Origin of the sequence: Actinocorallia herbida (genome assembly GCF_003751225.1) — a bacterium.
GTDB classification, from domain to species: domain Bacteria; phylum Actinomycetota; class Actinomycetes; order Streptosporangiales; family Streptosporangiaceae; genus Actinocorallia; species Actinocorallia herbida.
On the sequence record NZ_RJKE01000001.1, the window covers coordinates 6,374,052 to 6,386,765 of the forward strand.

The 12,714-nt window shown below is 69.6% G+C and carries 11 protein-coding genes and 3 pseudogenes; 8 read left to right on the top strand and 6 right to left on the bottom strand.

The genetic code is table 11. The features are described 5' to 3' along the window. Positions 1-332: 332 nt before the first annotated feature. Both EDD29_RS29080 and EDD29_RS45005 read left to right on the top strand, forming a co-directional pair. Positions 333-791 (top strand): Panacea domain-containing protein, encoded by a 459-nt coding sequence (locus EDD29_RS29080; RefSeq protein WP_123667508.1) that lies wholly within the window; start codon positions 333-335, stop codon positions 789-791. Then, on the top strand, positions 778-1,230 hold the full coding sequence (locus EDD29_RS45005) for a hypothetical protein (protein ID WP_148086129.1): 453 nt from the start codon (positions 778-780) through the stop codon (positions 1,228-1,230). Before EDD29_RS29080 ends, EDD29_RS45005 begins: the two co-directional genes overlap by 14 nt. A 21-nt stretch (positions 1,231-1,251) precedes the next feature. Here the strand turns inward: EDD29_RS45005 and EDD29_RS29090 are convergent. From EDD29_RS29090 to EDD29_RS29100, 4 genes and pseudogenes are all read right to left on the bottom strand, one after another. After that, a pseudogene (locus tag EDD29_RS29090) lies at positions 1,252-1,716 on the bottom strand (FAD-dependent thymidylate synthase); the annotation flags it as partial. Positions 1,717-2,241: 525 nt separating this feature from the next. Then, positions 2,242-2,670: pseudogene (locus EDD29_RS48245) on the bottom strand (LAGLIDADG family homing endonuclease); the annotation flags it as partial. 147 nt (positions 2,671-2,817) lie between these two features. Next, positions 2,818-3,159 (bottom strand): annotated as a pseudogene (locus tag EDD29_RS29095) (FAD-dependent thymidylate synthase); the annotation flags it as partial. Between the two features lie 140 nt (positions 3,160-3,299). Further along, entirely contained in the window at positions 3,300-5,489 is a 2,190-nt protein-coding gene (locus EDD29_RS29100) for an anthranilate synthase component I (RefSeq protein ID WP_123667510.1), read from the bottom strand. Between the two features lie 272 nt (positions 5,490-5,761). Between EDD29_RS29100 and EDD29_RS29105 the strand changes: the two genes are divergently transcribed. From EDD29_RS29105 to EDD29_RS29120, 4 genes are all read left to right on the top strand, one after another. Beyond that, positions 5,762-6,319 (top strand): VOC family protein, encoded by a 558-nt coding sequence (locus EDD29_RS29105; RefSeq protein ID WP_246053068.1) that lies wholly within the window; start codon positions 5,762-5,764, stop codon positions 6,317-6,319. A 47-nt stretch (positions 6,320-6,366) separates the two neighbouring features. After that, the gene (locus tag EDD29_RS29110; protein WP_123667511.1) at positions 6,367-7,005 is read left to right on the top strand and encodes a carboxymuconolactone decarboxylase family protein; all 639 of its coding nucleotides are present in this window, start codon (positions 6,367-6,369) and stop codon (positions 7,003-7,005) included. A gap of 121 nt (positions 7,006-7,126) precedes the next feature. Next, a complete protein-coding gene (locus EDD29_RS29115) occupies positions 7,127-7,663 on the top strand; it encodes a hypothetical protein (RefSeq protein WP_148086130.1) in 537 nt (178 codons plus the stop codon). After that, on the top strand, positions 7,656-8,312 hold the full coding sequence (locus tag EDD29_RS29120; RefSeq protein ID WP_123667513.1) for a class F sortase: 657 nt from the start codon (positions 7,656-7,658) through the stop codon (positions 8,310-8,312). The genes EDD29_RS29115 and EDD29_RS29120 overlap by 8 nt, the downstream gene beginning before the upstream one ends. On the opposite strand, the gene EDD29_RS29125 is transcribed toward EDD29_RS29120, so the two are convergent. Continuing rightward, positions 8,272-8,874 carry a TetR family transcriptional regulator gene (locus EDD29_RS29125; RefSeq protein WP_123667514.1) on the bottom strand — a complete coding sequence of 201 codons (603 nt, stop codon included), beginning with the start codon at positions 8,872-8,874 and terminating at the stop codon, positions 8,272-8,274. The genes EDD29_RS29120 and EDD29_RS29125 overlap by 41 nt on opposite strands. Before the next feature lie 61 nt (positions 8,875-8,935). Here EDD29_RS29125 and EDD29_RS29130 point away from each other — a divergent pair, with 61 nt between their 5' ends. Together EDD29_RS29130 and pgm are read left to right on the top strand one after the other, a co-directional pair. Then, positions 8,936-9,745: an Fpg/Nei family DNA glycosylase gene (locus EDD29_RS29130; RefSeq protein WP_123667515.1), complete on the top strand. Its 810-nt coding sequence runs from the start codon at positions 8,936-8,938 to the stop codon at positions 9,743-9,745. 9 nt (positions 9,746-9,754) lie between these two features. Next, a complete protein-coding gene (gene pgm, locus EDD29_RS29135) occupies positions 9,755-11,380 on the top strand; it encodes a phosphoglucomutase (alpha-D-glucose-1,6-bisphosphate-dependent) (RefSeq protein WP_123667516.1) in 1,626 nt (541 codons plus the stop codon). On the opposite strand, the gene EDD29_RS29140 is transcribed toward pgm, so the two are convergent. After that, positions 11,338-12,687, bottom strand: a complete 1,350-nt coding sequence (locus EDD29_RS29140) for an NAD(P)/FAD-dependent oxidoreductase (protein WP_123667517.1) — start codon at positions 12,685-12,687, stop codon at positions 11,338-11,340. The two genes, pgm and EDD29_RS29140, sit on opposite strands and share 43 nt — an antisense overlap. Between the last annotated feature and the right edge of the window lie 27 nt (positions 12,688-12,714).

Genomic DNA, 12,714 nt, shown 5'->3' on the forward strand with positions numbered 1-12,714 from the left:
ACGCTCCAGTGGTATCACGCCGGTGTCCAACCGTTCACCCCCGCCCCCGCACCCATCCGCTTCACTTCGAGCCCCCTCCACCAGGTAATATAGAACACATGTTCGCACACCCTTGCGGCCGCCGACCGGCCAACGGCCCAAAGGCACCGCTCAGCAACGGACCGTGTGCCGGTCCATGCTGGAAAGGCGAAACGGCTGATAGCCATCAGCCGAAGCGGTGATGATCGGCCTCTGTACTCAAGGCCCATTACCGTAAGGTAGGTACGAACGTGAGGATCCGCCGACCGGAACGAACGCTCGGCAGACAGCGACCGGCAGGGGGCCCGGACCACATGGCGACCATCAAGGACGTCGCGGCCCACATCCTCCGCAGGCGCGGCCCCATGACGGCGATGAAGCTCCAGAAGCTCGCGTACTTCGCCTACGGCTATCACCTGATCTGGGAAGAGCGCCGCCTGTTCCCCGAACGGTTCGAGGCATGGGCGAACGGCCCCGTCTCCCCGGTCCTGTACGGCTGCCATCGTGGCCGGTTCCACCTCCAGCCGGGCGAGATCCCCGGCGATCCCGACGCCCTCGACGCGGGCGAGCGCGAATCCGTCGACCTGGTCATCGAAGGGCTCGGCGAGCTCACCGCCCACCAGCTCTCGACGATGACCCACGAATCGGGCCCATGGGTGTCCGCCCGCCAACGGGACGACGCCCACGACCTGGAGCGCAGCAGCGAAGAACTCCGCGACGACGAGATCGCCGAGTACTTCGACGCCCTGTCGGCCGCCGATGGGCAAGCCTAAGAGGAGAGTCTCCACCCCGCCCCTTCAGGCGAAGGAAGTACCGCGACCCGGTTCCCTCCCCGGCGCGGAGACCTCGACTCAGCGCATCTGCTGGCGATTCACCCACGTCGACCATGACGGCCCCTGGGGATTCGACCGGCTCGACGGCACAACGCTCGCGTGGATGTTCGGCCAGCTCAGATCGTTCGAATCGATGCGAATCGACGAATTGTTCAGCCAGGGTGGCCATCCGGGCAAGCACTACGAGACCGAGCGCCTGCCTAACGAGACCGCACTCAAACGACTCGACGACCTGCGCCTCGCGGACATGACCAGGATTTCGCGGCTACGCCTGTCCGGTGCGGGCAGGCTGTACGGATTCCTGGTCGATCAGGTCTTCCACGTCGTGTGGTGGGACCCTCGGCATGAGATCTGGCCGTCGCCGAAGAAGCACACCTGAGGCCCCACCGAGTGCGTGGGGTCAGACCTTGCGCCAGCGGGGGGTCCAGGCGCCGTCGACGACTTCGTAGTCGCCGAAGAGGGCGGGGGCTTCGGCCTTGAGGACTTCGCCGATCTTGTTGAACAGGAGGCGGATCTCCTCTTCGGCCCCTTCGGCGGTGCGGGCCTCGAGGGTGTGGCGGAGGGTGCGGACGTTGGCGGTCCAGACCAGGCCGGTGGCGACGCCCTCAGGGGCGAAGCGGCGCATGAAGGAGGTGCGGTGCTTCTTCTCCTTGAAGGGCACGCCCTCGGCGTCGAGGCCGAAGTGCCCGGCCATCCAGCCCTGGAACTGCTCCATCTGCTCCAGCAGCGCCGTCGCCTTCTCCATCAGCTCCGCATCCTCCTGCGCCCACTCGGGGAACCAGAACGGCAGCTCATCCAGCCGGACGAACCTCAGCGACTCCTGCGAGATCGCCACACCCGGACGGTGGCGGATCAGCTCATGGGTGTTTCCTGAGACGACAGGCTTGCCGTTGCGACGGACCCACAGCAGCCCATTGGGAACCTTCACACAGTGGATCTGGCCGGTGTACTGCTCGATCCGGTCGTTGTATCCGTCCTCGTTCCAGTAGCGGCTCGGCACCTTGCGCCCGGTGTTGACGAGCGGTGTGAGCCGCTTGGTGAGAAGCGAGACGACGTAGCACGCACGAAGGTTGTTGAAGCGCTGCCCACTCGGAAGAACCCTCTCCAGGCCGACCCTGTCGTCCACCCGGACGTTGGCGGACAGCCCCGCCTTGATGGCGAGGACTTGCAGGTCGTCGGCCAACTGCGGGGAGACCGTATAGATCACCCGGTGTCCGCTTGTCTTGTGCTCGGTACCGTCGCCTTCGACCATCGCATCGAGGAATTCGGCGATGGCCTCCGGGCCCCATCCGTGAACCATCTCCGGCACGTACTTCTCGTGGCAGTGCCCGAGAACGGCCAGGAAATCCCGTAGCGCGACGCATGAGGTCCGGACTGTGCCATGCCCGGTCTCGGGAACGTAGGCCTTGAGGCCCATCTCCTCAATGGTCGCCCGGATCTTCTCCAGCATCGGACCGCGGTTCTGGGCGATGACGATCTGGTGCCCGTTAATGCTTCCCTCTGCGATGAAGTACCCGAGGAAACGGGCGAAGGGAAGCGTCGGGAAGGACGCTCCCTCGTAGTCTCTCTCGACCTCGGTGCCCGTGTCGGACCGAACGTAGGACCGGGTCGTCGCCGGGATCTCCACCCGCTCTGGCGTGTGCCCCTGCCACACCGCCGACTTCTGGTACTGAACGCGCTTGTGGAGGATGTCCTCGGCGAACTCCACCTGGAAGTCCTGCTCACCCCGCCGAGCCGCCTGCGTGTCGAACCTGCGGATCCACATGCGGTGGTTCGGCGTGACCAGAAGGTCGACCTGTTCGGACGCCACCCGGTACATCGGCCCGTCGTAGTCGGCGTGGAAGACCTCGGTCGCCTGCTGGTACTCCAGTTCGCGGGTTACCGGGTTGAGGGTCGCGAAGGTCTCGTCACCCTCGATCTTCGGCCACGGCACCCAGCCGCGGTCGGTCAGGACCTCAGTGTCCGAGTCGTAACAGCACACTCGGCTCACGTTGTGTAGGGCGAAGGAGAAGGAGACGTGCTCCAGGACGGAGCCGTGGAGGCTCGCAAGGATGTTCTGGAGGTACTCGGTCTGGTCGGTGCGCACCCGCGTGACGTTCGGGTTCAGGCCCGGCTCCCAGGAGCGGTAGCACAGGCGGCCCGCGAACTCGGCGAGGTTCTGGGGGTCGTTGAGATGCGAGTCCAGGTCACCGCGGTCCAAGCGCTCCAGCCAGGATTCGCCGCCGACCTCACGGAGGTAGCGGGCCACCTCGTCGTAGTCCAGCTGCGGCTTGGCGAGGAGGTACACCTCGGGCTCGACGCTCTTCACAGACTCCCCTTCTCCCAGGGGGTCGCTCTCCCCCTTGGCATCCGAACGCCCCGGAAGCCATCGGCTCCGGGGCGTCTGTCAGCCTATCCCGTCGTTGACGCCGACGGGGCAGTACCCGCAGTTCAGAGGTGCTTACCGGGTCAGGGCTGCTTGGCGAGGCGGAGGACGTTCTGGACGATCAGGTGGCCGTTGCCGCCCGAGGCCGTGAGGATGGATTCCGGGTGGAACTGGACGGCCCAGCGGCGGTGGACCGGGTCCTCGATGGACATGACGACGCCGTCGGCGGTGGCCGAGGTGATCGTGAAGCCGCCGGTGCCGAGCAGGTCGGACGTGGTGTGCAGCGAGTGGTAGCGGGCCGCGGTGAACTCCTCCGGCAGTCCCGCGAGGACGGCGCCGGCCGGGAAGCCCTCGGTCCGGACGCGGCCGGGCTTGCCGTGCTGGGGGTAGTCCAGCACGGCGAGTTCGCCGCCCGCGTACTCGACCATCGCCTGGAGGCCCAGGCAGACGCCGAAGGCGGGCAGGTTCCGCGCGTCCAATGCCTTGAGCAGCCCGGCGGTGTCGAAGTCCGCGGGACGGCCCGGACCGGGCGACAGGACGACGAGGTCGGGCGCGATCTCGTCGAGCATCCGCTCGGGGAAGCCGAACCGCAGGGTGGTGACCTCCGCGCCCTCCTGCCGGAAGTAGTCGGCGAGGGTGTTGACGAAGGAGTCCTGGTGGTCGACGACCAGGACCTTCAGGCCGACCCCCGGCATCTCCGGCTCCGGCTCGGCCACGGGCTCGGCCTGCTCGGTCTGGGACGACGACAGGGCCTCCAGCAGGGCCCGCGCCTTGAGGAGGGTCTCGCGCTCCTCGGCGTCGGGGTCGGAGTCGTACAGGAGGGTCGCGCCGGCGCGGACCGCGGCGACGCCGTCCCGGATCTGGGCGGTGCGCAGGGTGAGGCCGGTGTTCATGGACCCGTCGAAGCCGATGAAGCCGACGGCGCCGCCGTACCAGCGGCGCGGGGTCTCCTCGTGGTCCTCGATGAACTGCATCGCCCACGCCTTGGGGGCGCCGGTGACGGTGACGGCCCACATGTGGGAGAGGAAGGCGTCCAGGGCGTCGAAGCCGGGGCGGAGCCTGCCCTCGATGTGGTCGACGGTGTGGATGACGCGGGAGTACATCTCGATCTGGCGGCGGCCGATGACCTTGACGCTGCCGGGCACGCACACCCGGGACTTGTCGTTGCGGTCGACGTCGGTGCACATGGTCAGCTCCGACTCCTCCTTGAGGGAGGACAGGAGCGTCCGGATGTTGTCGGCGTCCTCGAGCGGGTCGGCGCCGCGCTGGATGGTGCCGGAGATCGGGCAGGTCTCGACCCGGTCGCCGTTGACCCGGACGAACATCTCCGGGGACGCGCCGACGAGGTACTCGCCGTCGCCGAGGTTGAAGAAGAACTCGTACGGGGCCGGGTTGGTGTCGCGCAGGCGGTCGAAGAACCGGGCGGGCGACGGGCAGGGCCCGTGCATGACGTGGCCGGGCACGACCTCGAACAGGTCGCCGCGGATGAACTTCTCCTTGGCGTTCCGCACGACCTCGGCGTACAGGCCGGGGACGGGCGGCGGCGGGACCTCGGCGGGTACGGGGACGGGGGTGGGCTCGGTGCCGCGCGCCAGTCCCTCGGTGGATCCGGCGGGGGTGGTGAAGTCGTAGGAGTAGCGGGTGTAGGACTCGCGCTTGCGGTCGATGACGAGAATGTCGTCGGCGAGGTGAAGGACGAGGTCGCGCTGCTCGGCGGCCCGGTCGATGACCATCCGGATCGGCTCGAACTGGAAGGAAAGGTCGTAGCCGAAAGCCCCGTAGAGGCCGAGGTGCGGGTCGCCGTCGGCGTCGTCGGCGGGCTGGAAGAGGTCGACGACGGCGCGCAGGGCGGTGAAGACCGTGGGCTGGCGGCTGCGCTCCTCCTCGGTGAACACCTCCTGGCTCTGCGGGACGTGCACCTCGATGCTGCCGGGGATCTCGGCGGTGACCTCGCCGGTGCCGCGGATCGCGTCGGCGACGAGCGGGAGCAGCACCTCGCCGCGCGCGTTGAGCGCCCGGACGGTGAGGGTGCGCCCGCGGGCGACGAGTTCGAGCGACGGGTCGACGTACCCCATGGCCCAGCGGCTGTAGCGGCCGGGATACTCCATGCCGGAGCTGAGCACGCCGCCTCTGCGCCGCTCCACCGCGGTGACGAGCTGGGCGAGGAGGTGCGCCTCGCTCTCCGCGGCGACGGGCACCCCGGTCCTGATCACGCCGACGCCACCGCGGGTCGTGTACCGCGTGACCGTCGTTTCCGTGTTCTTGCTGTCCACCCTGGTCTCCTTCTGGTCCGACGACTCGGGGCGGAAAACACAAAAGGACCGCCCAGAGGGGCGGTCGCTTTGGTCAGAACACGCTGAACCGGCGCCGCCTCAGCAGCGCCACCACCACTGGGTGCTCGATCCGGTTCGCATGATGAGGGCAGCGTACCGGAGCGGAGGCGGCGAATTCAAAGTGAACGCCGTGTCCAACAGGGGTTCTGTTACGCCCGGATTACTGGGAAGATAGCGGAAAGCGATCACTTACTCGCGTGAAGGACACGGCCTTGGACAGGATCAACACCGAGTTCGAGCTCCGCGGGGTGAACCACCTCGCCCTCGTGTGCAGTGACATGAAGCGGACGGTCGACTTCTACCAGGGCGTCCTCGGCATGCCGCTGATCAAGACGATCGAGCTGCCGAACGGCTGGGGCCAGCACTTCTTCTTCGACGTCGGCGGCGGCAACGCCCTGGCGTTCTTCTGGTTCCGCGACGCGCCCGAGGCCGTCCCCGGCATCACCAACCCGATCACCGTGCCCGACCGGGGCGAACTGCTCTCGGCGGTCGCGTCGATGAACCACGTCGCCTTCGACGTCGCGCCCGAGAAGATCGAGGAGTATCGGGACAAGCTCGTCGCCAAGGGCGTCGACGTGGGCCTCATCCTCAACCACGACGACAGCGAGTTCGGCGTCGCCGGGAAGTGGACCGAGGACGTGTTCGTCAGGTCCCTGTACTTCAAGGACCCCGACGGCATCCTCGTGGAGTTCGCGGGCTGGACCCGTGAACTGGACCGGCCCAGCGACGTTCGGCACGAGCCGAAGACCGCGGCCGACCGCACGGTCTGACCCACCACCCCGACGCATCAGCACCCCATCCCCGAGAGGAACACACGTTGCCGAGACTGCGCCAGGTCCACCGCGAAGAGACCGACGACAAGCTCGTCCGCTTCTTCTACGACCGTCTGTTCGGCGAGGGCGTCGACCCCGTCGACGGGCCGGGCACCGCCACGGGCACGCCGGGCACCTGGTGGACGGTCTTCGCGCTGGACCACGCGATCTTCAAGCACTGCGTGCAGGGCTTCCAGGTCTACCGGGGCGTCAAGCTCGACCCGGTGCTGCGCGAGCTCGGCCAGACCCGCGCCGGGTGGAGCCGCGGCAGCCAGTTCGTGTTCTCCCAGCACTGCAAGCAGATGCGCGCGCTGGGCGTGCCCGAGGCGAAGATCTCCGCGGTGGCCGCCTGGGAGGTCAGCGACCAGTTCGACGAGCTGGAGCGGGCCGTCCTGGCCTACACCGACGCGCTGGTCCTGGGCGGCGGCCGGGTCCACGACGACGTCTTCGCCGTTCTCAAGAAGCACCTGCCCGACGAGCAGATCCTCGAGCTGACCTACACGACCGCCCTGTACGAGATGCACGCGACGATGACCAAGGCCCTGCGCCTGGAGTTCGACGACCGCGACGACCCCATCACCGAGGTCGCGGCGCCGGAGGGCTACGGAAGCCGGGACATCTCCGACGACATCACCGGCGGCTGACCGCCTCCGGCAAAGAACCGGCAAAGACACACCGCGCAGGGGTCGTTCACGGAGAGTCACCGGGAATGACCCCTCTCGTCTGTTCGAGATCACGGACTTCTCGGAACACGGGGGTGGGTCGATGCGCGGCGCTGTGCTCGGTTTGGCTGTCGGCGGGTTCCTGCTGCTGGCGGCGCCGCCCGCATGGGCCGACGGCGGCCTAGAGGTGAATCCGAGCAACGCCAAGCGCGGCCAGACCGTCGGCATCTCCACCGCGGACAACTGCCGGGAGACCGACGGCCAGGCCTCCGTGGCCTCCTCGGCGTTCGACACCGTCGACACCACCGTCGCGCAGGGCGAGGCCAACGTCGCGGTCGCGATCTCCCAGGACGCGTCCTTCGAGACGCACATGATCACGCTGACCTGCGCGCCGTCCCAGCGCAAGATCGAGGGCGCGGTGACGGTCAAGCGGGCCAAGTCGTCGAGTCCCGACGGCGACCGCTGCTACCAGGACGAGTGGGGCCAGTGGCACGGCAAGTGCTCCCAGCAGGGCCCGGAGACCGGGTTCGGCGGCTCGGTCGGCAGCGGCCCGACCGCCCTGGGCGTGGCCGGGATCGGGCTGGTGGGCGCCGCGGGCGCCCTGTACGCGGTGCAGCGGGCGCGCAGGGCCCGTGCCTAACCCGACGGCGGTCGTCGCCGGGGTCCTCGCGATAGCGGGCGTCGCACTCGCGGCGAAAGGCTGGGAGCACAAGGAACCGCCGAAGTACCGGACGTTCGGCGGGCCGGAGGCCATCTGGGACATCCCCGACGGCCAGGCGCTCGGCCGCGCGGACCCGAAACGGCTGCGCATCCCGTCGGCGAAGGTCGACGCCGAGATCGGCAGGGTCGGCAACACCGAGGAGGGCGGCATCGCCGTGCCCCCGGCCCACCGCGCCGACGAGGCGTCCTGGTACGACGGCAGCGTCCTGCCCGGCACCCGCGGGTCGTCGATCATCGTCGGGCACTACGACGACGACAAGGGCGGCGCCGTCTTCTACGACGCGCACAAGATCCGTGCCAAGGACCGCGTCTACGTCGACCGCGCCGACGGCACCACCGCGGTCTTCGAGGTCGACGCCCTGGAGCAGGTCCACAAGGCCCTGTTCCCCACCCGCCGCGTCTACGGCCGGGTCGGCTACGCGGGCCTGCGCCTCGTCACGTGCGGCGGCAAGTTCGACGACCGGCGCGGCCACTTCCGCGACAACGTGATCATCTACGCGCACCTCACGGGCGCCGAGAGGCAGCGCGTCAAGAAGAAGCGACAGAAGCCGCCGCAGGCAGCCCGCTGAGCACGAGGTCGGTGAGCGCGGCCACCACCACCGCGCGCGGCACCTCGGGGCGGTCCAGCCACCAGTCGCCGGCGTTCTGCACCATCCCGACGATCGCGTGCCCCCACACCTGGGCCCGGGGCTCGTCGGTGAGGCCCGCCTCGGTCAGCAGGATCTCCGCGATCTCCCGGCCGAGGCTCTGCATGACCGTGGACATGACGCTGTGCGTGGCGGTGTCCTCGGCGCGGGCGCGGTGCATGAGGAAGCGGTAGAAGTACAGGTTGGCGGAGATCATCGCCAGGTAGGTGTCGATGCCGTCGTGGACGCGTTCGCGCATGCCGGCGTCCTTGCGCATGGCGGCGCGGATCGCCTCGATGAGGACGCGGCTGTGCCGTTCGGCGAGGGTCTGCAGGAGGCCGCTCTTGTCGCCGAAGTGGCGGTAGAGGATCGGCTTGCTGACACCCGCCTCGGCCGCGATCGCCGCCATCGACGCCTCGGGCCCCTCCCGCAGGATCACCGTGTCGGCGGCCTCCAGCAGCGCCCGGCGGCGGTCCGGGTCTCGTCTGCTGGTCGCGGCGGTCACTCCCGTTACGTTACGGGGCGATCGGTCCCCGACGCCATCCGGCTCCGGGTATCGTCGGCGCGTGCCCGAAGGTCATGTCATCCACCGGCTCGCCCGGCGTTACGGGGCTGCCTTCGGCGGCCGTCCGGTCGTGGCCGAGAGCCCCCAGGGCCGCTTCGCCGACGGGGCCGTCCTCCTCGACGGCCAGACCCCCGAGGGGGCCGAGGCGCACGGAAAACACCTGTTCGTGGAGTTCCCCGCCGGGTGGCTGCACGTCCATCTGGGCCTGTACGGGAAGGTCGCCTGGGGCGTGCCGCCGGTGCCCGCGCCCGTCGGGCAGATCCGGCTCCGCCTGGCCAACGCGGCGAACTACGCGGACCTGCGCGGCCCGACGGTCTGCGAGGTCCTCACCCCCGCGGACAAGGACCTCCTGCACGCCAGGCTCGGCCCCGACCCGCTGCGGCCGGACGAGGACGCCGACAAGGCCCGCGCGATGATCGCGCGCAGCGGCCAGCCGATCGCGACGCTGCTCATGGACCAGAAGGTGATCTCCGGCGTCGGCAACATCTACCGCGCCGAGGTGCTGTTCCGGCACAACCTCGACCCGAGGCTGCCCGGCCGCGACCTCACCGACGTCCAGTGGAAGGCCATCTGGGAGGACCTCGTCGTCCTCATGGCCGACGGCGTCGCCGGAGGCCGCATCGACACGGTCCGCCCCGAGCACATGCCCGAGGCGATGGGCCGTCCGCCCCGCGAGGACGCCCACGGCGGCGAGGTCTACGTGTACCGCCGCGCGGGCCTGCCCTGCCTGGTCTGCGGCACCGAGGTCCGCACCGAGGCCGTCCAGTCCCGCAACCTCTTCTGGTGCCCGCGCTGTCAGGCCGCCGTCTAAGATCAGTTCATGGTGAACGAGCGCGCCGGGAAGACGGCCCGGCCCGAGGATCTGATCGACGTCGCGTGGCTGGTCACGGCCTACTACGCGATCAAGCCGGATCCTTCGCAGGCGGGGCAGAGAGTCTCCTTCGGCACCTCCGGGCACCGGGGCTCGGCGCTGGACGCGGCCTTCAACGAGGCGCACATCCTCGCCACCACGCAGGCCATCTGCGAGTACCGGGCCGCGCAGGGCACCGACGGGCCGCTGTACCTGGGCGCGGACACCCACGCGCTGTCCGACCCGGCCTGGGTGAGCGCCCTCGAGGTGTGCGCGGGCAACGACGTCACGGTCCGCTACCAGAACGGCTACACGCCCACCCCCGCGGTCTCGCACGCGATCCTGGCGTTCAACAAGGACCGGACCTCGCATCTGGCCGACGGGATCGTGGTGACCCCGTCGCACAACCCGCCGCGCGACGGCGGCTTCAAGTACAACCCGCCGAACGGCGGCCCGGCCGACACCGACGCCACCTCCTGGATCCAGGACCGGGCGAACGTCCTCATCGAGGACGGGCTCAAGGGCGTCAAGCGGATCCCGTTCCAGCAGGCCATCGGCACGGCCGAGGCGTACGACTACCTCACCACCTACGTGGCCGACCTGCCGAACGTCGTCGACCTCGACGCGATCAGGCGCGCGGGCGTCCGGATCGGCGCCGACCCGCTGGGCGGCGCGAGCGTCAAGTACTGGGGCGCCATCGCCGACGTGCACGGGCTCGACCTCACCGTCGTGAACCCGGCGACCGACCCGACCTGGCGGTTCATGACGCTGGACTGGGACGGCAAGATCCGGATGGACTGCTCCTCCCCCTACGCCATGGCCTCCCTCATCGGGAACAAGGACGCCTACGACATCGCCACCGGCAACGACGCGGACTCCGACCGGCACGGCATCGTCACGCCCGACGGCGGCCTGATGAACCCCAACCACTACCTGGCCACCGCGATCTCCTACCTGTACGCGCACCGGCCGCAGTGGCCCGGCGCCGCGGGGGTCGGCAAGACCCTGGTGAGCAGCAGCATGATCGACCGGGTCGCCGCCGGGCTCGGCCGCCGCCTGGTCGAGGTGCCCGTCGGGTTCAAGTGGTTCGTGCCCGGCCTGCTCGACGGCTCCCTCGGCTTCGGCGGCGAGGAGAGCGCGGGCGCGTCGTTCCTGCGCCGCGACGGCTCGGTGTGGACCACCGACAAGGACGGCATCATCCTGGCCCTGCTGGCCTCGGAGATCCTCGCCGTCACCGGCCAGAGCCCCAGCGCCCTGTACCGGGACCTGACGGGCAAGTACGGCGACCCGTCCTACGCCCGCGTCGACGCCCCGGCCACCCGGGAGGAGAAGGCGGTCCTCGCCAAGCTCTCCCCGGAGCAGGTCACCGCCACCGAGCTGGCCGGCGAGCCCATCACCGCGGTGCTCACCGCCGCGCCCGGCAACGGCGCCCCGATCGGCGGCCTGAAGGTGCAGACGGAGAACGCCTGGTTCGCCGCCCGCCCCTCGGGCACCGAGGACGTCTACAAGATCTACGCCGAGTCCTTCCACGGCCCCGAGCACCTGGCCCGGGTTCAGGAGGAGGCGCGCGCCCTGGTGTCGGCCGCGCTCGGCTGATCCCTGCGCCCGGTCGCGATGTCGAACTCCCGGTAGGGGTCGCGCATCGAGCCGAGGGCGACGAACTGCCGCCGGAAGAACAGCGCGAAGGTCCAGTCGGTGAGGACCCGTGCCTTGCGGTTGAGCGTCGGCAGGCGCGTCAGGTGGTAGGTGCGGTGGATGAACCACGCCGGGAGTCCCCGCACCTTCACCCCGTACAGCTGGGCGACTCCCCGGTACAGGCCGAGGCTGGCGACCGACCCCACGTAGGCGTGCTTGTAGGGCTTGAGCTCCTCGCCGCGCAGCGTCGCCACGACGTTGTCGGCGAGGCATTTGGCCTGCCGGACGGCGTGCTGGGCGTTGGGGGCGGTGAAGGCGCCCTCGGTGGTCAGGTCGGGCACGGCGGCGTTGTCGCCCGCGGTGAAGGCGTCGGGGTGGCCTTCGAGGGTCAGGGTCGCGTTCGCCTTCAGTCGGCCCTTGTCGTCCTTGGGCAGGTCGGTCGCGTTGACCAGGGGATTCGGTTTGACGCCCGCGGTCCACACCAGGGTCCCGGCCTCGAAGACCTGGCCGTCCGAGAGCTCGATCCGGCCGCCGACCGCGGAGTTCAGGCGGGTGTCGAGCAGGACCTCGATCTCCTGGCGGCGCAGCTGCTCGACGGTGTAGACGCCGAGTTCCGCGCCGACCTCGGGCAGGATGTGGTCGGTGGCCTCCACGAGGACCCAGCGGGGCCGGGCCTCCATCTCGGGCAGCCACTTGAGGTAGTCGTGCGCCATGTCCTGGAGCTCCGCCAGCGCCTCGACGCCGGCGAATCCGCCGCCCACGAACACGAAGGTGAGGCAGCGGCGGCGCTCTTCCTCGTCCCGGGTGGAGGCGGCCCGGTCGAGCAGGCCGAGCACCTGGTTGCGCAGCTGGATGGACTCCTCGATGGTCTTGAAGCCGATGCCGTGCTCGGCGAGGCCGGGGATCGGGAGCGTCCGGGAGACCGAGCCGACCGCGAGGACCAGGAGGTCGTAGTCGACGGGCCACGCCTCGCCCGCCGCGATCTCCACGGTGGCGGTCCTGCGGGCGTGCGCGATCGAGGTCACGTGGCCGTTGATGATCTTGCACTGCCGCAGCACGCGGCGCAGCGGGACGATGACGTGCCGGGGCTCCAGGTTGCCCGCCGCGGCCTCGGGCAGGAAGGGTTGGTAGGTCATGTAACCGTGTGGATCGACGACGGTGATCTCGACCTCACCGCGCTTCAGCGGACCGCGCAGCTTCCGCTGGAGTCTGAGCGCGGTGTACAGGCCGACGTAGCCGCCGCCGACGATCAGAATGCGCTTCCTCATACCGGGTCCCGTGCCCAGTGGGGCGAT

Bases quoted from the DNA above. Each gene is read 5' to 3' on its own strand.
- EDD29_RS29080 (WP_123667508.1), top strand. From the start codon at position 333: ATGGCGACCATCAAGGACGTCGCGGCCCACATCCTCCGCAGGCGCGGC.
- EDD29_RS45005 (WP_148086129.1), top strand. From the start codon at position 778: ATGGGCAAGCCTAAGAGGAGAGTCTCCACCCCGCCCCTTCAGGCGAAG.
- EDD29_RS29115 (WP_148086130.1), top strand. From the start codon at position 7,127: ATGCGCGGCGCTGTGCTCGGTTTGGCTGTCGGCGGGTTCCTGCTGCTG.
- pgm (WP_123667516.1), top strand. From the start codon at position 9,755: ATGGTGAACGAGCGCGCCGGGAAGACGGCCCGGCCCGAGGATCTGATC.
- EDD29_RS29140 (WP_123667517.1), bottom strand. From the start codon at position 12,687: ATGAGGAAGCGCATTCTGATCGTCGGCGGCGGCTACGTCGGCCTGTAC.